The sequence below is a fragment of the Spirosoma litoris genome (genome assembly GCF_054776755.1).
This window is the reverse complement of sequence record NZ_BAAHBI010000035.1, coordinates 410,740-433,802: the sequence shown is the minus strand read 5'-3', so window position 1 is coordinate 433,802 and position 23,063 is coordinate 410,740. Positions and strand designations below refer to the sequence as shown.

At 48.5% G+C, this 23,063-nt stretch carries 21 protein-coding genes; 11 read left to right on the top strand and 10 right to left on the bottom strand.

All coding sequences use genetic code 11. The features are described 5' to 3' along the window. Positions 1 to 22: 22 nt before the first annotated feature. The 4 genes from ACYVGR_RS21135 to arfB all read right to left on the bottom strand — a co-directional run bounded on the left by ACYVGR_RS21135 (position 23) and on the right by arfB (position 6,142). Positions 23 to 3,526: a SusC/RagA family TonB-linked outer membrane protein gene (locus ACYVGR_RS21135; protein WP_460960344.1), complete on the bottom strand. Its 3,504-nt coding sequence runs from the start codon at positions 3,524 to 3,526 to the stop codon at positions 23 to 25. Positions 3,527 to 3,855: 329 nt separating this feature from the next. Beyond that, positions 3,856 to 4,863, bottom strand: coding sequence for a FecR family protein (locus ACYVGR_RS21130; protein ID WP_460960342.1), 1,008 nt, complete (start codon positions 4,861 to 4,863; stop codon positions 3,856 to 3,858). 69 nt (positions 4,864 to 4,932) lie between these two features. Next, on the bottom strand, positions 4,933 to 5,622 hold the full coding sequence (locus ACYVGR_RS21125; protein WP_460960340.1) for an RNA polymerase sigma-70 factor: 690 nt from the start codon (positions 5,620 to 5,622) through the stop codon (positions 4,933 to 4,935). Between the two features lie 118 nt (positions 5,623 to 5,740). Beyond that, a complete protein-coding gene (arfB, locus tag ACYVGR_RS21120) occupies positions 5,741 to 6,142 on the bottom strand; it encodes an alternative ribosome rescue aminoacyl-tRNA hydrolase ArfB (protein ID WP_460960338.1) in 402 nt (133 codons plus the stop codon). A gap of 152 nt (positions 6,143 to 6,294) precedes the next feature. Between arfB and ACYVGR_RS21115 the strand changes: the two genes are divergently transcribed. The 4 genes from ACYVGR_RS21115 (at position 6,295) to ACYVGR_RS21100 (ending at position 7,756) form a co-directional block, all read left to right on the top strand. Beyond that, on the top strand, positions 6,295 to 6,549 hold the full coding sequence (locus ACYVGR_RS21115; protein ID WP_460960336.1) for a hypothetical protein: 255 nt from the start codon (positions 6,295 to 6,297) through the stop codon (positions 6,547 to 6,549). A gap of 94 nt (positions 6,550 to 6,643) precedes the next feature. Beyond that, on the top strand, positions 6,644 to 6,991 hold the full coding sequence (locus tag ACYVGR_RS21110; RefSeq protein ID WP_460960334.1) for a hypothetical protein: 348 nt from the start codon (positions 6,644 to 6,646) through the stop codon (positions 6,989 to 6,991). Between the two features lie 62 nt (positions 6,992 to 7,053). Then, entirely contained in the window at positions 7,054 to 7,404 is a 351-nt protein-coding gene (locus ACYVGR_RS21105) for a hypothetical protein (protein ID WP_460960332.1), read from the top strand. 1 nt (position 7,405) lies between these two features. After that, positions 7,406 to 7,756, top strand: a complete 351-nt coding sequence (locus tag ACYVGR_RS21100) for a hypothetical protein (protein WP_460960330.1) — start codon at positions 7,406 to 7,408, stop codon at positions 7,754 to 7,756. Positions 7,757 to 7,838: 82 nt separating this feature from the next. Here ACYVGR_RS21100 and ACYVGR_RS21095 read toward each other — a convergent pair whose 3' ends face one another. From ACYVGR_RS21095 to ACYVGR_RS21085, 3 genes are all read right to left on the bottom strand, one after another. Then, the gene (locus ACYVGR_RS21095) at positions 7,839 to 9,080 is read right to left on the bottom strand and encodes an FG-GAP repeat domain-containing protein (protein ID WP_460960328.1); all 1,242 of its coding nucleotides are present in this window, start codon (positions 9,078 to 9,080) and stop codon (positions 7,839 to 7,841) included. Between the two features lie 81 nt (positions 9,081 to 9,161). Then, positions 9,162 to 10,022 (bottom strand): MBL fold metallo-hydrolase, encoded by an 861-nt coding sequence (locus ACYVGR_RS21090; RefSeq protein ID WP_460960326.1) that lies wholly within the window; start codon positions 10,020 to 10,022, stop codon positions 9,162 to 9,164. A gap of 105 nt (positions 10,023 to 10,127) precedes the next feature. Further along, complete coding sequence (locus ACYVGR_RS21085) at positions 10,128 to 10,967, bottom strand: SDR family NAD(P)-dependent oxidoreductase (RefSeq protein WP_460960324.1); 840 nt, start codon at positions 10,965 to 10,967, stop codon at positions 10,128 to 10,130. Between the two features lie 152 nt (positions 10,968 to 11,119). Here ACYVGR_RS21085 and ACYVGR_RS21080 point away from each other — a divergent pair, with 152 nt between their 5' ends. Together ACYVGR_RS21080 and ACYVGR_RS21075 are read left to right on the top strand one after the other, a co-directional pair. Next, positions 11,120 to 11,686, top strand: coding sequence for a hypothetical protein (locus tag ACYVGR_RS21080; protein WP_182460361.1), 567 nt, complete (start codon positions 11,120 to 11,122; stop codon positions 11,684 to 11,686). 144 nt (positions 11,687 to 11,830) lie between these two features. Then, positions 11,831 to 12,310: a hypothetical protein gene (locus ACYVGR_RS21075; protein WP_460960322.1), complete on the top strand. Its 480-nt coding sequence runs from the start codon at positions 11,831 to 11,833 to the stop codon at positions 12,308 to 12,310. A 66-nt stretch (positions 12,311 to 12,376) separates the two neighbouring features. Here the strand turns inward: ACYVGR_RS21075 and ACYVGR_RS21070 are convergent, their stop codons facing one another. Further along, positions 12,377 to 12,802 carry a hypothetical protein gene (locus tag ACYVGR_RS21070; protein WP_460960320.1) on the bottom strand — a complete coding sequence of 142 codons (426 nt, stop codon included), beginning with the start codon at positions 12,800 to 12,802 and terminating at the stop codon, positions 12,377 to 12,379. Between the two features lie 234 nt (positions 12,803 to 13,036). On the opposite strand from ACYVGR_RS21070, the gene ACYVGR_RS21065 reads away from it, so the two are divergent. Both ACYVGR_RS21065 and ACYVGR_RS21060 read left to right on the top strand, forming a co-directional pair. After that, entirely contained in the window at positions 13,037 to 13,441 is a 405-nt protein-coding gene (locus tag ACYVGR_RS21065; RefSeq protein WP_460960318.1) for a hypothetical protein, read from the top strand. 100 nt (positions 13,442 to 13,541) lie between these two features. After that, positions 13,542 to 14,471 (top strand): homoserine kinase, encoded by a 930-nt coding sequence (locus tag ACYVGR_RS21060; RefSeq protein WP_460960315.1) that lies wholly within the window; start codon positions 13,542 to 13,544, stop codon positions 14,469 to 14,471. A gap of 82 nt (positions 14,472 to 14,553) precedes the next feature. Here the strand turns inward: ACYVGR_RS21060 and ACYVGR_RS21055 are convergent, their stop codons facing one another. Together ACYVGR_RS21055 and ACYVGR_RS21050 are read right to left on the bottom strand one after the other, a co-directional pair. Further along, positions 14,554 to 15,891, bottom strand: coding sequence for a lytic transglycosylase domain-containing protein (locus ACYVGR_RS21055; protein WP_460960313.1), 1,338 nt, complete (start codon positions 15,889 to 15,891; stop codon positions 14,554 to 14,556). Between the two features lie 98 nt (positions 15,892 to 15,989). After that, positions 15,990 to 16,610, bottom strand: a complete 621-nt coding sequence (locus ACYVGR_RS21050; RefSeq protein ID WP_460960311.1) for a DUF6134 family protein — start codon at positions 16,608 to 16,610, stop codon at positions 15,990 to 15,992. A gap of 100 nt (positions 16,611 to 16,710) precedes the next feature. Between ACYVGR_RS21050 and ACYVGR_RS21045 the strand changes: the two genes are divergently transcribed. The 3 genes from ACYVGR_RS21045 to ACYVGR_RS21035 are packed head-to-tail and all read left to right on the top strand — an operon-like array spanning position 16,711 to position 23,057. Next, complete coding sequence (locus ACYVGR_RS21045; protein WP_460960309.1) at positions 16,711 to 19,104, top strand: glycoside hydrolase family 20 protein; 2,394 nt, start codon at positions 16,711 to 16,713, stop codon at positions 19,102 to 19,104. A gap of 48 nt (positions 19,105 to 19,152) precedes the next feature. Next, a complete protein-coding gene (locus ACYVGR_RS21040) occupies positions 19,153 to 21,345 on the top strand; it encodes an alpha-galactosidase (protein ID WP_460960306.1) in 2,193 nt (730 codons plus the stop codon). Positions 21,346 to 21,398: 53 nt separating this feature from the next. Then, entirely contained in the window at positions 21,399 to 23,057 is a 1,659-nt protein-coding gene (locus tag ACYVGR_RS21035) for an FAD-binding dehydrogenase (RefSeq protein WP_460960304.1), read from the top strand. Positions 23,058 to 23,063: the final 6 nt, after the last annotated feature.

Genomic DNA, 23,063 nt, shown 5'->3' with positions numbered 1-23,063 from the left:
TTCTGAGAGTAGTTGGATGGCGTTAGAATTGCAGGTTAAGTCCGAGCGTATACAGCGACGTTTGCGGGTAATAAACCGCCCGACCCGATCCCGCTTCCGGGTCCAGATTCCACTCATTCAACTTCGAGAAAGTAAGCACATTCGTAGCCGACACATAGGCTCGAATGCGATTCAGACGCACTTTAGAGGCAACAGCCGATGGCAGTGAATAAGCCAACTGAATGTTTTTCAATCGAACATACGAGCCGTCGATAATCAGTCGGTCGGAGGTGGCTACATTCCGTAAATCAAACTTCAGGGGCCGGGGAAAGCGAGCGTCGGGATGGTCGGGCGTCCAGTAATTATTGGTGTAAATCGACGGCGTAAACCCTTCCTGATTACCCATTTCGGCCAGTGCACCCGCCAAACGCGTAGCTACTTTGGCAGCTCCCTGAAACAGCAGGTTCAGTTCAAAATTCCGGTACGAGAAATTCGAGTTAAGACCGAACGTGAATTTGGGGAACGTATTCCCGATGTTCGTCATGTCATTCGCGTCGATCTTGCCATCGCCGTTTGCATCAATGTATTTCACATCGCCCGGCTTCGTGTTGGCTGCATACGTAGCCTTGTAATTGGTGATCTGCTCCTGCGTCTGGAACAATCCATCTGTTTTGTAACCCCACAACGTGTTGATCGGCAGGCCAACCGCAATGATGTAGCGTGGGTCAATATCCGACCCTAAGATGTAAGGCCCTGTACCTTTCAGGTCTACGACTTTATTGCTATTGATGCTCAGGTTGCCTCCCAGATTATACTGAAATCCCGATGCACTTTTAGCCCCACGATAATTCAGGCTAAATTCCCAGCCTTTGTTTTCGACCGAGCCAGCATTTTGGGGAGGAGCTACCAAACCAATGGTGGCCGGGATGTCGAGGTTCAGCAGAATATCGTTGGTCAACTTTCGGTAATAGTCAACGGTTAAATTCAGACGTCCGCGCAGAAACGACGCGTCTAACCCTAAATCCAACTGGGTGGTCGACTCCCAGCCCAAATCGGTATTGGCCAATGTTGTCTGCCGATACCCTTGCACAGCAGCTCCATTGAAGTCGTACCCGCTGGCCGCGAGTGCGGCATAGTAACTGTACAGATTTACAGACTGGTTACCCGTTATACCCCAGGAACCGCGCACTTTCAGTTCACTCACCGTTTGCTGAAGACTCTGCCAGAAATTTTCCTTCGAAATGCGCCAGCCTCCCGAGAAAGACGGGAAGAAACTATACTGCTTGGCGCCCGTGAACTTAGACGAACCATCGTAGCGTCCGTTTACTTCAACCAGGTATTTCCCGTTGTAATCATAATTCACCCGACCGAAATAAGACCGCAACCCATAGATAGCATCGCTACCAGAGTTGCTCTTCGTACCATCGTTTGCCCCCTGACCAATCGACTGGATATCGTTGTTATAAAACCGTTCGCGGTAGGCGCTCAGGAATGTTTGCGTATTCCCGATTTGAGAATACCCCAGGAGCGCCTTAAAGTTGTGGTCGCCAAATCGCCGTTCGTAGGTCAGCAAGTTGATCAATGTGTACTCCCGCAACGTATTACGCACTTCGGTCAGGGTGTTGTTTGCTACTGTCTTCGTGATGTTGGTGTTCTTGTCCGTATTGACATACGAATTGGCGAAATTCTTTTCCTGCGTAAAAAAGCCCCGGCCCGCAATCTGCGTTGAGAATGTCAGCCCATCGGTAATCTCCCATTCGCCTTTGACATAACCCGCCAGATAATCCGTCGACCGTTTTGAATCGCCCCCGATTTCGGCGTACATCAACGGATTGTTGCCCTGTGTACTCAAGCCATACGTGCCATCGGCATATTTGGGCACGGCCCAGAGCGAACCATGCAGCAGAAAATTGATGGGATCGACGGTTGGCGCCTGCGAGTAGTTGTAACGGTAGTTAATATCGCCACTGAGACGCAATTTCGATGAAATCGTGTAATCGGTATTCAGGCGAATTTCACCGATTTTGCTGCTATAATGGGTGATAATACCCGCCTGATCCTGGTACCGCATACTTAATCGGGTTCGTATCGATTCATTACCTCCCGACACCGCTATCGTATGATTTTGCTGCGGAGCTGCGTGTAGTACAGTCTGAAACCAGGTATTGGGCAAGGGGTATTTTTCGCGGTCGGTGGCCGTAACATACGCCTGGATAGACTGTTCCGTGAAACGAGCGGGCAAAGCCGAACCAGCGTTGGTATAAGCAGCAACCTGCATCCGCATGTAGTCTTCAATGCCCATCATATGGGGCTTGTTAATCGAATTCTGGATGGCGTAATAGCCATTATATTCAACCTGTACTTTGCTGCCTTTCGCCCGTTTGGTTGTCACGAGCACAACCCCGTTTGTCGCCCTTGAGCCATAAATAGCTGTAGAAGCCGCATCTTTCAACACGCTAACGGTCTCAATATCATCCGGGTTAATATCCGACAGGCGCTGCTCAATTCCATCAACAATCACGAGGGCATCGTTTTTGCTCATGTCATAACCGCCTGATCCATTGTTGGTACCTGCCGTGTTACCAATGCCATTGATATTGAAGGTGGTAATGCCGCGAACTCGAATGGCGGTGTTGGAACGACCGGGCGATCCACCCTGATCGAGTACCGTAACGCCAGGCAACTGCCCCTGCAACGACTGCTGGATGTTGGAGACTGGCCGTCGGGCAATTTCTTCGCCCCCGATTTGTGACACTGAATTGGTCAGGCTTTCACGCTTTTGTGTGCCGTAACCCACAACCACCACCTCATCGAGCTGTTTATTGTCGGTCACCAGCGACACGTCAAGACGGCTACGACCGTTTACGGGTACTTCTTTCGTAACAAACCCAATACCCGAAAAAACCAGAATAGCCGTGGCGGGTACGTCGAGCGTAAACTTGCCATTAGCATCGGTAGTCGTTCCTTTTGTCGTATTCTTGATAACGACATTGACTCCGGGCAGGGTTTCACCAGATTCACTTTTCACCGTACCCGTAACCGGCTGGTCAACGGCTACTTTGGCCTCTGTTTTAGCCAGCTCCAGTCCTGAACCCGACGGCAGTTTCGTGGTCGACTCCAGTTGAGCATTCTGCTCCTGATTGAGGGTAGACTCCAGGTGTTGGTCGTCTAAAAAGGCTACTTTCTTCGCCTTTTTATCGCCCAGAATCAGGTACGAGCTGTCATTTACTTTTTTGTAGCGCAAACCCAGCGGACGTAACAGGATCTCCAGGTTTTTATCGAGCGTTGTTTTGGTATTCAGGGCTTCGGGCGATACCGACAGGCCATCTACCGTTCGCAATTCGAACATAATGTTTACCCCGTACTGATTTTTCAGGTCATTGAGTACATCCTTAAGCTGGCGACTGGCCGCTTTACTGGTTTCGGGGCGCTTTTGCTGAACATTGCTGGCCAGAACAACCGACTGCGACCAGCCGGGATGAAACCCAACAAGCAACAACAGCGATAACAGACTCACATTGGAGACGTTTCGTAAATGATTTGTCATAATAATGAATGAATTGATTGGTGATTGTCCATTTTCTGGACATGGTTAGGCGAGTAAGTGGCGGATTTTTGATTCGTAGTAACCTGCCAGAATTCCATAGGCTGGCCTGGTAGAATAGTTAAGCAAGTGCATTGAAGAGCGAAAAAACGAATTAGTACTGTTAATTGATCGACAAAGGTTGGTGTAGTCAATCTCTTTTCCAAGAGAAAATTAATTTTTTGACTATCAGCGCTTTACCTAATAGTCTATCGAGAATTACTGTTAGTCAACGGCAAACTGAAGCGTAAAAAAGGCATTCCTGTGAGCCTGAAGCGGTTAAGTCGCCTTAGCTATTTCTCCATGATTTGAACATGATTTCCTTGGCGAACCACGTTGATGTCCAACAGTTCTGAGATGGATAACAGAAGTTGATCAACATTATCGGCCTGAAATGAACCCATCAGTATACGTTGCGCCAGTGCCTGATTTTTAATGTCGACCCGAAGTCCATAATTTTCTTCCAGCATATAGGCCACTTCTTCCAGAGTGGTTTCCTCAAATACGAATCGCTTTTCCTGACTGACCGTAGGGAACTGCGATTGTTTGACCGTTTTCAACGCGATGTGATTCTCTGGATCGAGCGTAACGAGGTCACCGGGCTTCATCGTCACCTGTTTTTCGATTTTATTCTCCTGATAATGAAGCTGAACTTTCCCCTTATTCAATACAACTCTAGCTCCTCGTTTTCGGGTAAAAACAGTAAACTCCGTGCCCAATACAACTACGTCTAGCCCTTTGGAGGTCTTCACCACAAACGTTTGATCATCAGCCATGTGAGTAACCGAAAACTTGGCTTCACCAGCCAGCAGGACTTCGCGGGTGGTATGCCCAAATCCCCAGCGGGGCACACGAAGGCTAGAGTTCGCATTCAAAATAACCTGGCTTCCGTCGACCAGTTTTATTGATCGTGTTTCGCCAAACGTTGTTGAATAAGTCTGGTAAATGAGCTTGTCGCGAAACAATAGGCCAGCCAAACTAGCAATCAACACAACAGATGCTGCCACTAACCAAAATGGCCGATTCCAGGGCCGCGACACAGCATAAGTGACTGCCGTTTCACTGGACGGGTTTTCCTGCGTATGCGGATTCGCAGCCAAAAACGCTGTGTATGCCTCAATACTCTGCTCCGTTTGCGCCAGATACTGCGGATGTCCACTCTCCCACTCTTCCAGCCACTCATAGTACTGTTCCTCATTCGCTTTGTCGCGAACCCACTGGGCTATTAGTTCGCGTTGAAGCGGAGAAACTTTTCGGGCGAAATGACTAAATATCAACTCTTTATTAATTTCTGATTCCATGGCGTGTAGCAGCTTGCTTATTGATGAGACAATTTCTGGAGAACGTTCCCCTAACCGACCGACAGTTAATCAGACAGGCAGCCAATACCCGATTGTTATCAGCGTGAGTAACCAGTGATCTTTCAGACCCTTCCGGACGGTGTTGAGTGCTTTGCTAATGTGGACTTCCACCGTTTTGATCGACAGCCCTAATTCGTTCGCAATGGTTTGATATTTCTTTCCTTCAAACCGGCTTAATAAAAAGACTTTGCGGCATTGTGGCGAAAGCGATTCAACCATTTCTTCCACCCGATGCATTACTTCGTCGAACTGGACAATCTGGTCGGGGCGCTGGCCGAAGGCACTTTCCTGAACGTCGGCGGTTTCGATATCGTCCAGTTCCTGAAATTCTAATCGGAGGTAATTGTAGGCTTCGTTACGAACACTACGGAACAAATAGTAGCGATACGACGACGTAACATTTTCGTAGGCCTTGGTTTTCCAGAACTTGCAAAAAACATCACTCACCAGATCTTCGGCCGTTTCTTTCGAATAGACGAATCGGATAGCATGACTGCAAAGCGCCTGGTGATACCGGCGGAAGAGTAGTTCGCAACCTTTTTGTGGGTTTTCGGCAAACGTCCGTCGAATGAACAGCTCCGTATCGTTGGCAATGGTTTTATCGTCTGTTGGCTCAACGGTTTCTCCGGCCAGACTCGAGGGTATCGAATTGGCTGGAAAAGGCTGGTTTAAGGGATCAGTCAGTTGACGTACTTGCATAGCCTATTGGTAAATGACACCATCTTTACGTGGAGTTGGTCATTTACTAGGAAAGACAACTTTTCGCGAAAACCCCCTTAGTTGATTTTAATTATTTCTAAAATAAAGTCAAAAAGAATCAATAATCGACTTTCCGGCGGTTGACTTTTGTATCGCTTTTCTGCTTTTTCTGTGCAATACGCTCTTCAATGGAGGCTTTTGAGGGTTTCGTGGCTTTTCGAGGTTTGGGAACTTCGAAGGCTTTTTCAATCAGTCGATAAAACTTCTTCGTGACCTTCTCCTTGTTGGCTAGTTGCGTACGTTCGGTCTGGTGAGTCAGTACCAATTCGCCCTCCGTAGTCAGTTTAGTCGCTAATTTTTCTTCCAGAATGGCCCGTTCGTCATCGGTAAGCAAAAGCGAATTCCGCACATCGAAACGCAATTCAGCTTTTGTAGCTACTTTATTCACATTTTGCCCACCAGCTCCCCCACTACGGGCAAACTGGTATTGCAATTCGGGTTGTAAACGGGTGGCATCCATACTTAATTAACCTGGCTTTTTACTGAAAACCGCTCTCCCACACAAACATTCAGGACGAGAGTCAGTTTTTTTTCAAAACTAACTCATTCGGTGTTATGGCTCATAACAGACGAGTCATTGACACGCATTCAACAGCAAAACTATAGATAGCCATGACACAAAACCAGCCAATAAACACAGAACCTACCGTTGATATGGACGATACGACGGGGAGCAACGGAGGACCTACCAGCGAACGGTTTTCGGGGGAAGGTGATAATACAGAGGAGCAACAGGGCGATGATTACACCCACTCAGCAGCGTATAACAAATCCCGAAGTGATACTGCACGAATTGATGGCTCAGGTATTTCGGGTGGTACCGACTCTACCAATTCAAGCCAGTCGGGAGGGCGTTCGCAATATTAATGGCGCTCCAGAAGGCAATTTATCCGTAAACAAACGGCTCCCAACTGGGTTATTTTAAGAATAGCAAACCAGTTGACTGGCAACTTTAGTAACGATGGGATCGAACAATTTGGAAGAGCAGGCGCTCGATAATACACTCAGTGCATTCCGCCATAATGGGCATATAGAAGCTATTTCGCCCGAACAGGGCATCAAGTTGCTTGACAGTTGGCTTCAGGCGCTACAGGGCGATCCAAATATTGACCAGCTAAAAGGCCAGCTTGCTGAGCTTCGCACAGCCCTACAGGCCACTACCCCCGACGACCAGTATATTCGGGATTTACTGCTAAGTTTAGCCGATAAAACACAGACTGTAGCCGAAGACGCGAACTCCGAAGGCACCTGGACGGGTGGCCTAGAGAGTTTGTCAAAAATTTTACGCGATTTTGGTAGTAGATCATAACCTACTGCCCTGTTTTTAGTCTAAGATACCACCAATACAAAACAACAATTCACTACATAATCATGGAAGGAACCAGAACTACACTTGAACATCGAATGCTCAATGATACATTGGGCGCTTTGGGCGATGGTACGCATGCTACTCTTTCTGCCGAACAGGGCATATTACTACTTGAAGGCTGGTTAAACGCGCTTCCGGGCGATGTTGGGGCTGAGCGTATTCTTGCTGAAGTAACTGCCCTACGCGACCACTTGAAAACAGGTAAACCCGACGGCGAAAAAATTCGCCATTGGCTACTGAGCATGGCTAGTCATACGCTGGCACTCTCGCACGAACCATCGGTTGATGCGGCAACGGAAAGTCAACTGAAGCAACTGGCGACTGCGCTGCGTGCTTTCACTAACCAGATTTAATATGCTAACTCCCGAAGAATCCGCTGAACTCCTCGACTCGACCATGGACGTTCTGGAGAGCGATTTGACAACGGCTACCCCACAAAGTGGCTTAGGCGTTATTGATCAGTGGCTTGAACAACTCCGCCAAACCGAAAATGCGAAGGAAATAACCAATACGCTGGAACAAGTAAAAACGCAGTTGGAAAGTGATGAGATCAATACCTCTGAGCTTATTCAGTTGTTCGATACGCTGGCTACACAAACGACTGAATTTAGCACCCGGGTAGGATCGGAAGGCGATATGGCTGTTCGGCTCGAAGCTGTAGCCTCAACGCTTCAATCGCTGGCCGGGCAGTTGGGGAATTCGTAAAGTTATCTGAACGTGGTGTCAGATGTGAGCATCTGACACCACATCTCGCTCCACAACCTGGAACATTGAAACCTGAAACAGTTTAAGGAATTCGGTTATTCCAGTAAATCAACACATTAAGCGTAGCCCGACCTGAGGCAATGACATCTAAGTCGCCATCGCCATCCAGATCGGCGGCTTGTAAATCTTCGCAGGCCATTCGAACGCTATCATCGAGTGGATAGCCTTTCCAATTCTTGACTTCATCGGGTTTAAACAAGCGAATACCGACTTTTTTGTAGGCATTTGGATTACGCCAGCCCGCTATTATCTGATCGCTTCCCAGCCCCAAAAAGTCACCGCATACCAAAGCATGCCCCTGGCTCATCATGTCGCTCAACACATCAATTTGTTTGTCGCCCACCAGTTTCCGCGGCTTTCGAAGCGAATAGAATCCGCTTTCTACCTGAAGTAAATTCCCGTGCATCGGCTGGATGGTCGCAATGCGTTTTCCATTATCCAGGCGTCTGATTTCGCCAATGCCTGCCACGTCGTTGGTTAATAAGGGCAATGAGTTGCTCGCCGATTCATCATCGACAGATTGCCATTTCTTTTTCCGCCACTGGAAAATATTTCCCCCTTCTTTACTGGCCACAATCACCCCCGTAGCCGAACCATTATCACCATCTTCCCAAATCTCAAAGTTGTGCGTAAGGTGCATGGTCGAATCAACAAGGTACCGTTTCCAGGCAGCTTTGGGATTTTTTGGAAATTCATAGCCCCAAATTCGAACGCCCCTACCCTCGCCATTTTTGTTATCCAGACCGTGAAGCGGTACCACAATCAGTTGGTAACTATCTTTTCCAACTTTCGCCCAGCGCATTCGGTGGGTAGTCACTTCGTGTGGTAAACGGACGGGCTCCCAGCGCTGAGTCGGGTCCTGTGGACGAATGAGGTAAAATACCGCGCCCGATTTGGTGCTATCATTAGTTTCGGCGGGATTCCAGCCTGCACCAACGGCCACTTCAACGAGCCCATCACCAGTCAAATCGCGGGCAGCAATACAAACATTATCCTGCGGGGTCAAATTCGCAGCCATCACGTATCGCGACCATTGACTGGTTTTATCTCCCGGATTTTTATACCAGACAATCTCTTTCTGATCGGCCAGCAGAATATCCGGCTTTTTATCACCATCCACATCACCAATGGCCATACCGTAGCCAATGCTGATCTGATTATCCACCACCTGAATTTTAAAATTCAGTGCAGCCAATTGCGTTGTATCAGTTTGGGCCAGTAGTGGCGAAACGGCCAACAGACAAAAAAATAAAGCATTTTTCATGGCAGTTAGTGGCTATTAAAACTTTTTTCCAGCAAGAAAATGAATCATAAAAATCTGTGTTCTATTATTCCAAACCAGCTTCTACCGACTTATACTCACTCGCTCCCCCAGTTGTATCACTTGGTACGGCGTGTTATACAGTTCGCAGGCATGTACAAAATCGGCAGGATCGGCTGTGTTGAATTCAAATAAATCGTAGTGATGCGGGATAACCAGTTTCGCACCAATCTCCCGACCCAACCGAGCCGCTTCGTCGGGGTTGAGATTACCGGCTACTCGTCGCTCAGGTTTATTGCCATTGATAGGCAGGAATGCCACGTCTACCTCGAAAGGGCGCAATATATCAACCATGCCCTCATACCAGAGCGTATCGCCCGAATGGTAAATCGTGTAAGGCCTTTCATGGTCTGGACCAATCACAACAACAAAACCCATAAACTTGCAACGCCCTTCGGCATCGCGTTCTAATTCGTTATGGGCAGCCGGAACCCCGTGAATTACAAAGTCATCACCTGGAATTGTCTGTCCATCGGTTACGCCAACAGGCCAGGCCAAATCGGTTTTAAGTCGATCGGCAATGAATGCGCGATTGGCCTCTGGAATCACAAATTGTATCGCCGGATTAGCCGAGATAAGCGGCAACAGTGTTTCGGCATCCAGATGATCGGTATGATTATGGCTCGATGTTACTACATCGATCATCGTTAATCGGGCAGGATCGATCACAAGCTCTGAAATCCGTACGTGCGGCTTATCAGTATCGGCATATTTGCGACTTAGCGAGTCTGAGAGATAAGGATCGAACAGCAGATGCTTGCCATTGTACTGGATCAAAAAACCACTTTGGCCAAGCCACCAAATGTGTAATGCATCCTGTTGATTCTGGGCCGCTTCGATATCGGCTAGAAGGGCATCGTTTTTTTGAAAAGCGGGTTTTAGCATATGTATTACGGTGTCCCTTTCGGAGGGCTGTTAAGTTCTGAATTGTGCGCCGGTTTGCATCCCTCTCCCGTTGCGGGAGAGGGGCCGGGGGTGAGGGTAAAATGTCTAAATTCGCTCCAATACCCAGTCCAGCACGCGAGCGGGCAATAATCGGGGCAAAATCCAGCCCATAAGCTTACCTGGTACTAGCGCATAACGAATACGGGGGCGGTCGGTTTCGTAGATTTCAACCAGGCGCTCGCCAAGGTAATCGATGGAGAACCCTTTACTTTCGGAAACTTCGACCTGTTTCAGAAAACGCTGCATGGCTGGGTAATAGGGCGTGTTTTTATACGCACTCATATCCGTTCCTTTACCCCAAATCGGCGTTTTAACGGCTCCCGGTCCCACAATAATCACCTTAATTCCAAATAAACTCAGCTCCCGGCGCAAACTGTGCGACAAACCCTCGACCGCATGTTTCGACCCAACGTAAGCACCCATAAACGGAATGGCAACCTGCCCATTAACCGAACTAATATTCAGAATCCGCCCCGGCCGAACCGGGTGATTATCACGAGCTCCTAACAGCGGCAGGAATGCCTGTGTAACCTGAATTAATCCGAGCACGTTGACCTCAAAATGTTGGCGAATGGTGGAAATTGGCTGATCCTGCAACGGTCCACCAATGGCCATACCCGCATTATTGATCAATCCACCAAGACCGCTACCGGCCAATTGAGTAGTAAGAAATTGAGCGGCTTTGGCAACAGCGTCGGCATCTGTTACATCAAAGAGTAAAGGAGTGAAAGCCTCTCCAAACTCTAGCTTCAATCGATCGGCATCTTCCTGCGTCCGAACGCTTCCAAAAACAGTATAACCTCGTTGGAGAAAGTGTTTTGCGGCACCGTAGCCGATACCTGTTGAGACACCAGTAATCAGAATCGTTTTAGGAGCAGATTTCATTCTGTAAACATACCTATTCTCTACCTTAACAATCGCCTATAGGTTAACGTTATGTTTTTTATAATGAGTGAATGAGGAAGTAAAGGAATGAGCGAATAACTTCGACTCGCCTATCCGCTTATTCACTCATTCATCAATTCACTCATTGAATTATGCAGGACATTGAACCCTTCTATGGCTGGGAGAAGTACTACAACGCGTCGGAAGATGAGCGGTCGCCGTTCCACGAACGGGAGTACAATATGCAGCAGTATGAAAATGATATTTATGGCTATTACATTCATCCGTTATGGGATGAAATAGGCTCCGAAACACTCTATTGTAAGATTCTATTTGCCAATTACGACCGGCAATTTGTGGTTATCGAACTGTTTGGCGAATGGAATGATACGCTGCACAACGACATTATGTACCTCAAACGTCAGGTTGTAGACCCACTCGTGCAGGAGGGGATCAAGTATTTTATACTGATTAGTGAGAACATTCTCAATTTTCATGGTTCCGATGACAGTTACTATGAAGAGTGGTTTGAGGATGTAGAAGATGGCTGGATTGCGGCTATTCACTCGCCCGACTTCATCGAACGGGAATGGAAGAAATACCACCTTGATTATTACATCAATTTCGGTGGTACGCTCGACATTGCCAACTGGCGAACACTCAAACCAGCGGGTCTTTTTGAGTTAGTTAATAATCTGATTGTGAGAAGGCTTGGCTGAACGGAAAGAAAGGCCTGAAATGGATTTCTGTTCTTTCCATCCTCCGTTTCGCCCCTTTACTTCCTCTGCCTCCCTTTCATCCCATTCTACACAGTTTTTCCGCCAATTTTCTCAACTTCACTCAAAATCCCACGAATAGATACAATGGAAAACAACGAAAAAGCAAAAGCAGCCGCCGATGTTCAGGCAGCCAAGGCAACAACCGCCGAAAAACTCGAAGCCTTTAAAACCGAAGCCAGTCAGCACCTGAACTCAGCCGCTACTCAACTCGACGAGTTAAAGGACAAGTTGGTAGCGCAGGCGCAGGAATTTGGAAAAGACATTGATATTGATGGTCTGAAAGCGAAAGCAACCGAGCATTTCGAAGCAGCAAAGGCGTCTACTGCCGAGAATTTGGCCAATCTGCAGGCACAAGCCGAAACCGCGTTTGCCGCAGCCTCTGCCAAAGCCGATGAACTGTCGGATGTAGCCGAAGATAAGTTTGACGAAATGAAGGCCGAAGCAGCCGTACAACTAGAAGCGGCTCAAGTTAAACTAGACGAACTAAAAGCCGAAGCCGCACTTCAGATTGAAGCCGCCAAGGAAAAAGCCAAAGGCGTTTGGAACAGTTTTTTTGGCGAATAAGTAAGCATAGAATCAGAACAAAAAATGGCCGCACGTTGCGAACGTGCGGCCATTTTTTGTTCTTGGTTAACCATGTTTTGGGCCACGTGGAGGACCTCCGGGGCCACCTGTACCGCTTTGTGGGGGTGTACCTGTACCACTATGTGGAGGAGTACCCGTACCGCTGTGGGGAGGAGTACCCGTACCGCTGTGCGGTGGTGTATCTGTGCCGCTGTGTGGGCCAGTAGCCGTACCACTATGCGGAGGACCAACTGGAGGAGTACCTGTACCGCTATGGGGTGGTGTGTTTGTACCACTGTGTGGGCCAGTAGCCGTACCACTGTGTGGCGGGGTACCTGTACCACTATGCGGTCCGGTAGCCGTACCCGATGAGGTAGATGACGCACGAGCCGACGCAGTTGCGGCATCGGGCGTAAGGTCTGAACTCTTTGTACAGGCATATCCGCCCAGTAGTGTTGCTACCACGCAACCAGCCATAATTAATTTCTTCATCAGATTACCTGTTTAAGAGACTAAAAATCATTTTAGGTTTCAAAAAAGACATACGCCACTACTAAAAAAAGCGTGGCAGTCTTAATAAAAATTTAATCCACAATTACTCAGAAGTAAATTATTGATAATGAGCTTAATAATAATTAGTATACTAAGTAATAATGCCTAATCAATAAAAGAGTCATTCCAACCGGTCGATCGTGTATGGAATCATTGATTTAAAGAATAGACACTATGAATCGCTGGCACCTCATACTGAGCTTATTAGGAATACTTAGCAACTGCCATTCCAACAATTCGATAACTCCTGTGTATGGCCAAGGATTGTCGGGGAAATGGCTACTGGTCGAACAAGGGTATTCGCCGGGTGCTGGCTATATCATCGATAAAATTCCGGCAGCATCCCAACAAATACTGGTGTTTACGGATGATAGACGCGTACAGGCGCAGGGCGATAAGTTGAGGTCGTATCAATTCTATACTCAATTTCGCCTTGACACGACGAATCAAGTAGTCCTTATCCATTTCAGTCCCAGCATAAATGGTTATTCAGAACAGGTTTCTCTTAGCAACAGTACCCTGAAATTATACCCGCCCTGTGTCGAGGGTTGCCATTTAGGCTTTATACGAATCAAGTAGGGTTCCAGAGCAGCAAACAATACCAGAAGACAGCTACGTTACAAAATTGATTTCTAGCCAAAATCTCTACCTTTGTGCTCCGTTGCCCTCTTCTTATATCGTGGATTCTATTCGTGTATTTGCTCCCGCTACCGTTGCTAATGTAGCTTGCGGATTTGATATTTTTGGGTTTGCCGTTGATAACCCCGGCGACCAGATTACCCTTACGGCCAGCGATGAGCCAGGCGTCCGAATTATCGATATTATTGGTGACGAAGGACGTTTACCCCGCGAAGCAGGCCGTAATACAGCCAGCATTGCTATTCAAACCTACCTCAAACAGATTAACCGACTCGATGTAGGTTTAGATGTTATTCTGCATAAGCAAATGCCATTGGGTAGTGGTTTGGGCTCTAGTGCTGCCAGTGCCGTAGCGGGTGTTTTTGCCGCTAACGAGCTTCTGGGTCGCCCTTTGCCCATTATGAAATTACTGCCGTTTGCGATGGAAGGCGAACGAATTGCCTGCGGATCGGCCCATGCCGATAACGTGGGGCCGTCGTTGTTGGGTGGTTTTGTGGTGGTTCGAAGCTATCAGCCACTCGACGTTATCCGCATTGATACGCCGGCAAATTTGTTCTGTACGCTTGTTCATCCCGACATTGAGGTGAATACGAAAGATGCCCGGTTTATCCTTAAAAATGAAGTTTCGCTAAAAAATACCATCACCCAGATGGGCAACGTAGCGGGCCTGATTGCCGGTTTAATGACTCCCGATTACGATCTGATCAGCCGTTCGCTTGTCGATGTGATTATCGAGCCAGTACGCTCTATTCTAATTCCAGAATTTAATGAAGCCAAACAGGCGGCTTTAGATAATGGCGCGCTGGGCTGTAGTATTTCGGGTTCAGGTCCATCGATGTTTGCCCTGTGTCGCGATGCTCAAACCGCCGAACAGGTTGGCGCAGCTATGCAGCAGGCATTTTTATCCGTAGGTATCACCAGCGAAGCCTACGTTTCCCAAATCAATAAGCAAGGACCGAAAGTACTTTAGAATGAATTTTGAATGAGTGAATGTATAATTGAATAAGTTTCCAGCACATTCATTCACTCATTCAAAATTCATTCATTCAAAACTACAACAACTCCCAACTCAGTTGCCAGCCTTCCAGCCTCGATGGTAGCGTAACGCCGGGTTGTTTGGGTTGCTCAGTAGCCACTAATCTGATAGAGATTTTCTCCTGTGTTTGAGCGGTAGTTAACTGGTCGGTGCGGAGAAAAACCCGTTTTGAGCCCGCGTCAATAATTTCGATATGGGCCTGAATCATATCGCCAACCGCAAATGTTCGTCCGTTCAGCGTAACAGGTTGCACCACTTGAAACAGGCATAATTTCCCTTCAGTTAATGGACCTTCGCTCAGACTACGGGTTACTAACCGAATTGCCGAGGACGCCATTGGTTCAACTGACTTAGTCGGCGCAATGGTCGGTGTCGGCGCAGGTGCAGATTTTTCTGTACTAATTTCTTCCTCCGTTTCCTCATCATCGAGTAACACGACGGTCGTTGTTGAGTCCGTAACAAAGGTTATCCCTTTTTCTAAAGCCTGCTCGTCAACTCCCAGACTATTTAGCGTCGCTCTGGCTGCATCGCGCTCATCCATATCAAATGAAGCCAATATGGCGGCCCGTTCGGTAGCGGCAACCAGGTTAGTAGCCTCACTTAATGCTTCCAGATTTCGGGCACTCAAACGGTCACTATAAATCCTGGGGCGGGTTAGTAGTTCTTTAATAGCAACCGTCTGAAATAGATAGGCTTTCGTTTCGGCCGCCCGGTACGGCAACGCCATTGGGTGCATATCGGGATGTCGGCGTGTAAGCTGCTGAATGTAATTAGGTCCAGCATTATAGGCCGTTGCAACCAGCATCCAGGAGCCCAATTGCTCATAGAGTTCGTTGATGTACTTGCACGCAGCATGCGTTGCTTTCAGAAGATTGAACCGCTCATCCCGCCGATGCGATACACTCAGCCCAAGCGATTGGGCCGTTCCCGGCATCAGTTGCCAGAAACCAGCAGCCCCCTTCCGCGAAACAGCCCGATTGGTCACGGCACTTTCGAGCAGCGGCAAATATTTAAAATCCATTGGAATCTGATACTGCTTCAGAATCGGTTCGATGATCGGGAAAACAACGGAGGCCCGACGTTTCAGTATAGCCAGATCGGCCGCTAAGGCCGCTTGTTGATTGAGTGTCCGGGTCCATCGTTCAACAATAGCTGGATGGTTTGTGGGTATGTTCTCGCCACAGAAATGAACGGGACTTTCCTCAAGGGTAGAAGAAACCAGCCGATTGGTTATTGCCTTAACAGGAGCCGCAACGTTTAGAGCGATCAATTGGCTGGTTTGTGCAACCGCCGAAGAGAGGTAGAGGAAGGAACAGCCGAATCCAGCCGACACTATCAGGAATAGTTTCGTCATTAACAGTAATGGGTTACGGTGGGTACGCTACTACGCCATCCAGATGGAATGGCACTCGATACTCAGCGGCTTCACACTTCTGTTCTGACTCTACTATACTAATCTAACAGCCGCACTACAAAATTCTTTAATGAGTTGTGCTTCACTATTTTTACTAAACGACCATTCTGATAAATATAATCATCTTCCCGGTCACTTACCGTAGCGTGGTATGTTCCGGCTGCGGTTTTATTGAAGGTGAAATAGTCGCCAAAATACTCGGCATAAACCTTGTTTCGCCCTACTGGTTCGTAAAAGTACAAAAGGGAACTTGAAAAATCAATATTTTGCATTTCGGTCGTCTGTCGCTTGTACTTATACTGGTCGGCCACGATATCGTAATGGTCTCCTTTCCACTCTGTTTTCGATGTATACTCCCCCCGATTGGTACGCACATCTACGGTTGAAAACATCAACTTTTTCCCTTCAAATCGGTTGATAACCTTGTAATAAATCTTCACCGTATAAACCAGCAAATTCACCTTTACATCGCTGATAAGCGTATAGATCGTTTGATTATCGGGTTGTGACTGACGCACGGCAGTCATCGTCCCAACGCGAATTCCGGCAATTTCAATTGCATAATGATGCGTTTCGGCAGGCGGAGTATCTGCGGTTGTTTGCGCCAGTGAGCAAGAGCCGTAAACCAAAAAAAATAATACCAATAATGATTTCTTCACGTACCCAAATGAGTTGTTTGGCTAGCGCACAACAAGGTTCGGCCTTTTGCACGTTTATAGCTTGAATTGGCAAGTTAGTAGTCAATCACAAAATTTTCCTATGCTTACCCGCTTATTGTTTATTGCTGCGTTTAGTTTGCGGCTCCTATTTGCTTCTGGTCAATCCACCGATCGCTATACAATTATTCCCCGTCCGGCTCAGCTCGAACCCCGCGCTGGCGAATTTCTTGTCAGCCAGCACACAACAGTCATGGTGCCGTTTGCCCAAGCCGACCTAAAAGCCATCGCCGAATCGTTCGTCAATCAGATTAAGCTCAGTAGCGGCATGAGTCTTAGCCTACGAACGCTGGACAAAACACCCGTATCAAGCGCAAATGCGGGCGCGAATCTAATCCAGTTTCTCCCCTTACGCGACACAACAATGGGTGATGAAGGCTACCACCTAGACATAACTCCTCAATTTGTAACTATCCAGGCTGCCAGCCCCAAAGGGTTCTTCTACGCAGTTCAAACGCTCTATCAGCTATTGCCTCCGGCTGTGTTGGGCAAGGACCACGGAGCAGGGGGCATGGGGTCGCTCGTTGTCCCTGCTCCGCGCTCCACGCTCCATGCCTTACCCATCCCCGCCTGTCGGATTCAGGATAAACCACGCTATGTTTATCGGGGCATGAATCTTGACGTGAGCCGCCATTTCTTTTCGGTAGCCTTCATCAAGAAATATCTTGACCTGATGGCGCTTCACAAATTCAACAATTTCCACTGGCACCTGACCGATGATCAGGGATGGCGCATCGAAATCAAAAAATACCCGAAACTAACCCAGATCGGCTCCCGCCGACGCGAGACTCTTGTGGGTCATTACGATGATTTCGACCCGCAAGTGTTTGATGGCAAACCCTATAACGAATTTTATACTCAGGACGAAATTCGTGAGGTTATTCGGTACGCAGCCACAAAATACATTAATGTCATACCCGAAATCGAACTACCGGGTCATGCCTTGGCAGCACTGGCGTCTTACCCTGAACTGGCTTGTACAACAGGCCCGTATCAGGTAGCAACCAAATGGGGCGTGTTCGACGATGTCTTCTGCCCAACCGAAAAGACGTTTACGTTTTTACAGGATGTGCTAACCGAGGTGATCGAACTGTTTCCGAGCAAGTACATTCATATTGGTGGAGATGAATGCCCGAAAACCGTCTGGCATCGAAGTGCATTTTGCCAACAACTCATGAAGCGGCTGAAGCTTAAAAATGAAAATCAGCTCCAAAGTTATATCATTACCCGAATTGATAAGTTCGTGACGGCCAAAGGACGCCGGATTATTGGCTGGGATGAGATTTTGCAGGGCGGCCTATCGCCAAATGCCACCGTTATGAGTTGGCGTGGCATTAACGGTGGCATACAGGCGGCCAAACTGCACCACGATGTCATTATGACGCCGGGTCAGTTCTGCTATTTAAATTTTTATCAGGGTGATTTTTCGCAGGAACCAGTTGCTTTCGGCGGCTCGCTACCCATCGATAAAGTGTATTCGTATGATCCGACGCCCGCTGGCCTATTACCTACTGAGGCAAAATACATTCTGGGTGCACAGGGGAACGTTTGGACGGAATACATTGCAACACCCGGTCAGGCCGAATATATGATTTGGCCTCGTGCGGCTGCTATGGCCGAGGTTGTCTGGACGCCCTTAGCTCAGAAAGATTACAATGACTTTTCCCGCCGATTACCGACCCACTTCGAACGGTTATCTCACCTGAACGTAAACTACGCCCGTACGTTTTACGATGCCCAATTCTCGGCTAAACCAACATCGGAGGGTCACGTAGAAGTAACGCTATCGCCGAATATTCTATCGCCCGACATTCGTTATACGCTGGATGGCAGCATTCCATCGGGCGAATCGCCCCGTTACGAAAAGCCGATCCTGCTTACCCGATCGGCCACAGTCCGAACCGCTACATTTCAGAATGGGAAGCCGTTGAGCCAACTGGCGAAACTAGAAAAGGAATATCTGGTCTCGAAAGCCACCGGAAAATCGTATACACTTCTCAACGCGCCAACCAGCGGCAGGCCCGACCCCAATTATAATTTAACCGACGGCACAACCGGCGGCATTGGCGGGTACGAGATTTCGGGGGTCGTCGCGTTCAGAAATGACCTGAATGCTGTGATTGACCTCGGGAAACTAGAGCCGATAGAAAGCATTCGGATTGGCTTCCTGAAATATACGGCCAAGAATATATGCCTTCCCAAACAGGTAGAAATATCCGTTTCGGAAGATGGCAAAGTCTTTAAGCCTGCCCTGACCGCCCGAACCAATGCCGCCGAAAGTGGCAAACGAGCCATTGTCCGGCTTCCGTTCGATTTCACCACAACCCATGCCCGCTACATCCGTATCATTGCCCGAAATGTGGGTAAGGTTCCAGTTGGGTTACGTTATCCGGGCAAGGCCGCTCAGCTAGGGATTGATGAGATTGAGGTGAGGTAGTTTATAGTAACCGAATTTGCCTATTTTGCGGGGCAAAACTCCTTACTCATGAAACGGGCTTATTGGTTCCTATTCCTTCTTTTTCAAATAACCTTATCAACGCAAGCCGCACCCGGCGACAGCCATATTGCCATTGAAACCCAACAAACGGCACTGGTTATCCGGATTGACAAAGATCAAACGCCAACTATTGTCCACCTGGGTCCTCGGCTTCAAAAGGCCACCGAATATGCCGCCATTCCCGGCAACGGTAAGCGCGGTGAAGACTATACGGGTCTTTATAACTCGGTGTACACGCCAGCCGGGGGCCGCAACCTACTGGAGCCCGCTATTCAGGTGACTCACGCCGATGGCAATCCCTCACTCGATCTCAAGTACGTTCGGCACGAGGCCCAATCCTTGGCCGATGGGGTCGTGCTTACGAAAGTCTACCTGAAAGATCCACAATATCCGTTTGAGGTAACGCTCTACTACAAGGCGTACCAAAAAGAAGATGTCATTGAACAATGGTCATCAATCCGGCATACCGAAAAGAAGTCGGTAACGCTACAGAAATACGCATCGGCTAACTTGTATATTCCTGCACAAAACTACTATCTGACACATTTTCACGGCGATTGGGCCAATGAGATGAACCCGTCGGAAGTACTATTGACCGAAGGTATCAAAGTACTGGATTCTAAGCTAGGCACACGGGCAGATCTGTTCCAGCCACCCTCCTTTCTGGTCGCCCTCAATCAACCCGCCGACGAAGATCAGGGGGAGGTCATAGCGGGTACACTCTCCTGGTCAGGCAATTACCAACTGGCCTTTGAAGTTGATCCACTGCATAATCTGCGAATTCTACCCGGCATCAATCCGTACGCGTCGGCTTATACGTTAGCGCCTGGAACTGACTTTACAACGCCTTCTTTTCTGTTTACCTATTCCAACAAGGGCAAAGGCGGAGCCAGCCGAAGCCTGCATCGCTGGGCCCGAAAACATCGAATTCCACAGGGGCAAGGCAACCGCCTAACCCTACTGAACAACTGGGAGGCCACTTATTTCGATTTTAACGAGGAAAAACTCAGTGCCCTTTTCAAAGACGGCAAAAAACTCGGTGTCGATCTGTTCCTGCTCGACGACGGTTGGTTTGGCAACAAATACCCTCGAAACGACGATCACGCTGGTTTGGGCGACTGGCAGGAAAACGTTAAAAAGTTACCTCATGGACTCGGTTATCTGGTAAAGGATGCCGAAAGTGCTGGCGTCAAATTCGGCATCTGGTTAGAACCAGAAATGGTCAGTCCGAAAAGCGAGCTATACGAAAAGCACCCCGATTGGGTTCTTAAACTCCCCAATCGGCAGGAATATTATTTCCGAAACCAGCTCGTACTCGATTTGTCAAACCCTAAAGTGCAGGATTTTGTCTATGGGTTAGTAAACGATTTGCTTACAAAAAACCCAACGCTGGGCTACATCAAGTGGGACTGTAACGCGGTCATTTACAATGCCTATTCGGCCACAAATCCGAATCAGTCGAATCTCTACGTCGATTATGTACACGGGCTTTATAAGGTCCTGGAACGACTACGCGCCAAGTATCCTACCCTGCCTATGATGCTCTGCTCTGGTGGCGGTGGACGCGTCGATTATGGTGCCCTGCAATACTTCACGGAATACTGGCCCAGCGACAACACAGATGCCCTTGAGCGGATATTCATTCAGTGGAATTACTCGTATTTTTTTCCCGCCATCGCCAGTTGCAACCACGTAACCGACTGGGGGAAACAGCCTATCAAATTCCGAACTGACGTAGCCATGATGGGTAAAATCGGGTACGATATTGTGGTTAGTAAATTGAGTGAACCTGAATTACAATTCAGTCAGGAGGCTCTGAAAACGTACGATCGAATCAAAACCGTTATCTGGCAAGGCGATCAGTATCGGTTAGCCTCTCCCTATACCAATGACGTAGCATCGGCCATGTTCGTTAATGAGGGTCAGGATCGGGCGGTGTGGTTTACGTACCTCGTGAACAGTCGTTACAAAGCGGGTAGCGTTGCTCCTATCAAACTCAAAGGCTTGAATCCAGAGAAGACATACAAGATTCAGGAACTGAATGTTTATCCAGGTACTAAATCAGGCATCAACTCATCTACAGCTACTTACTCAGGGAATTACCTGATGACCATTGGCTTTAATCCACAAGTAGACACCCGCCGAACGAGTGTAGTACTGGAAGTAACGGAAGCAAAATAGGATCAGTAGTCTGAACCATGCCATAGCTTTCATGGAATAGTAACGTGATGCTTATGCGCGAAACTACAGATGTCATCATTATTGGTGCCGGTTTGGCGGGCTTGGTAGCTGCTGCCGAACTGGCCGACGCTGGTAAGCGAGTTATCATCGTTGACCAGGAACCTGAACAGAACCTGGGTGGTCAGGCTTTCTGGTCATTCGGTGGACTATTTCTCGTAGATAGCCCAGAGCAGCGTCGGCTAAAAATTCGTGATTCGTACGAACTGGCATTGAGTGATTGGATGGGTAGCGCAGGCTTCGATCGGCCCGAAGATTACTGGCCCCGAAAATGGGCCGAAGCTTACGTTGGGTTCGCGGCTGGCGAAAAACGTGCCTGGCTACATCAACAAGGCATACGCTTCTTTCCCATTGTTGGCTGGGCCGAACGGGGTGGTTATGGCGCCATCGGTCACGGCAATTCGGTTCCACGCTTTCACGTAACCTGGGGTACAGGCCCCGGTGTTTTGGCGCCGTTCGAACACCGCGTTCGGGAAGCTGTTAAACGTGGACTGATTACGTTAAAATTTCGCCATCGGGTCAACGAGTTGATCGTCACAAACGGGTGTGTTGACGGGATTCAGGGCGATATTCTGGAACCTAGCGCCGTCAGGCGCGGGGAGAAAAGCTCCCGTGTGGTTGTGGGCAATTTTACATTTCAGGCGAAGGCAGTTATTGTCACATCGGGTGGTATTGGAGCCAACCATGAGTTAGTCCGTCAGAACTGGCCGGAACGATTAGGCACACCACCGAAACACATGCTCTCGGGCGTGCCTGAACATGTAGATGGACGAATGCTGGCCATCTCCGCAACGGCCGGAGCTAACCTGATCAACCGCGACCGGATGTGGCATTATACCGAAGGAATTCAAAACTGGGCTCCTATCTGGCATAAACACGGCATTCGCATTTTACCGGGTCCTTCCTCTATGTGGTTCGATGCCCGCGGGAATCGTCTGCCAGTACCTTTGTTTCCCGGCTTCGATACCCTCGGAACGCTCAAACACATCATGCAAACAGGGTATGAGTACACCTGGTTTGTCCTTAATCAGTCTATTATCCGAAAAGAGTTTGCTCTGTCCGGTTCAGAACAAAACCCGGATTTAACCAATAAAAGCTGGCGACAGGTATTAGGCCGAGCCGTTGGCAAGTCGGCTCCTGCGCCGGTCGAAGCCTTCAAAAATCAGGGTGTCGATTTCATCGTGAAAGACAATTTGCCTAACCTCGTAGCTGGCATGAATGCCCTAACTGGTGATAACCTGATCGACCTACCTTCATTAGAACGCGAACTGGTTGCCCGTGACCGGCAGTTACTTAACTCATTCGGCAAAGATGCTCAGATTACCGCCATTCGGGGGGCGCGTCAATACCTGGGCGACCGATTAATCCGAACCGCAAAGCCGCACGCCATCCTCGATCCAACCGCTGGACCGCTCATTGCCGTTCGACTTCATATTTTGACCCGCAAAACCTTAGGGGGGTTACAAACCGACTTATCGAGTCGCGTGTTAGGCAGCAACGGAGAGCCTATTCCCGGTTTATATGCGGCTGGCGAAGTCGCTGGTTTTGGGGGTGGTGGCATGCATGGCTACCGAGCTTTGGAAGGAACATTTCTGGGTGGCTGTATTTTTTCAGGCCGCACAGCTGGGCGGGCAGCGGCTCAGGCGGTTGGGTGAGAACAG

Bases quoted from the DNA above. Each gene is read 5' to 3' on its own strand.
- ACYVGR_RS21135 (WP_460960344.1), bottom strand. From the start codon at position 3,526: ATGACAAATCATTTACGAAACGTCTCCAATGTGAGTCTGTTATCGCTG.
- ACYVGR_RS21130 (WP_460960342.1), bottom strand. From the start codon at position 4,863: ATGGAATCAGAAATTAATAAAGAGTTGATATTTAGTCATTTCGCCCGA.
- ACYVGR_RS21125 (WP_460960340.1), bottom strand. From the start codon at position 5,622: ATGCAAGTACGTCAACTGACTGATCCCTTAAACCAGCCTTTTCCAGCC.
- arfB (WP_460960338.1), bottom strand. From the start codon at position 6,142: ATGGATGCCACCCGTTTACAACCCGAATTGCAATACCAGTTTGCCCGT.
- ACYVGR_RS21115 (WP_460960336.1), top strand. From the start codon at position 6,295: ATGACACAAAACCAGCCAATAAACACAGAACCTACCGTTGATATGGAC.
- ACYVGR_RS21110 (WP_460960334.1), top strand. From the start codon at position 6,644: ATGGGATCGAACAATTTGGAAGAGCAGGCGCTCGATAATACACTCAGT.
- ACYVGR_RS21105 (WP_460960332.1), top strand. From the start codon at position 7,054: ATGGAAGGAACCAGAACTACACTTGAACATCGAATGCTCAATGATACA.
- ACYVGR_RS21100 (WP_460960330.1), top strand. From the start codon at position 7,406: ATGCTAACTCCCGAAGAATCCGCTGAACTCCTCGACTCGACCATGGAC.
- ACYVGR_RS21095 (WP_460960328.1), bottom strand. From the start codon at position 9,080: ATGAAAAATGCTTTATTTTTTTGTCTGTTGGCCGTTTCGCCACTACTG.
- ACYVGR_RS21090 (WP_460960326.1), bottom strand. From the start codon at position 10,022: ATGCTAAAACCCGCTTTTCAAAAAAACGATGCCCTTCTAGCCGATATC.
- ACYVGR_RS21085 (WP_460960324.1), bottom strand. From the start codon at position 10,967: ATGAAATCTGCTCCTAAAACGATTCTGATTACTGGTGTCTCAACAGGT.
- ACYVGR_RS21080 (WP_182460361.1), top strand. From the start codon at position 11,120: ATGCAGGACATTGAACCCTTCTATGGCTGGGAGAAGTACTACAACGCG.
- ACYVGR_RS21075 (WP_460960322.1), top strand. From the start codon at position 11,831: ATGGAAAACAACGAAAAAGCAAAAGCAGCCGCCGATGTTCAGGCAGCC.
- ACYVGR_RS21070 (WP_460960320.1), bottom strand. From the start codon at position 12,802: ATGAAGAAATTAATTATGGCTGGTTGCGTGGTAGCAACACTACTGGGC.
- ACYVGR_RS21065 (WP_460960318.1), top strand. From the start codon at position 13,037: ATGAATCGCTGGCACCTCATACTGAGCTTATTAGGAATACTTAGCAAC.
- ACYVGR_RS21055 (WP_460960313.1), bottom strand. From the start codon at position 15,891: ATGACGAAACTATTCCTGATAGTGTCGGCTGGATTCGGCTGTTCCTTC.
- ACYVGR_RS21045 (WP_460960309.1), top strand. From the start codon at position 16,711: ATGCTTACCCGCTTATTGTTTATTGCTGCGTTTAGTTTGCGGCTCCTA.
- ACYVGR_RS21040 (WP_460960306.1), top strand. From the start codon at position 19,153: ATGAAACGGGCTTATTGGTTCCTATTCCTTCTTTTTCAAATAACCTTA.
- ACYVGR_RS21035 (WP_460960304.1), top strand. From the start codon at position 21,399: ATGCGCGAAACTACAGATGTCATCATTATTGGTGCCGGTTTGGCGGGC.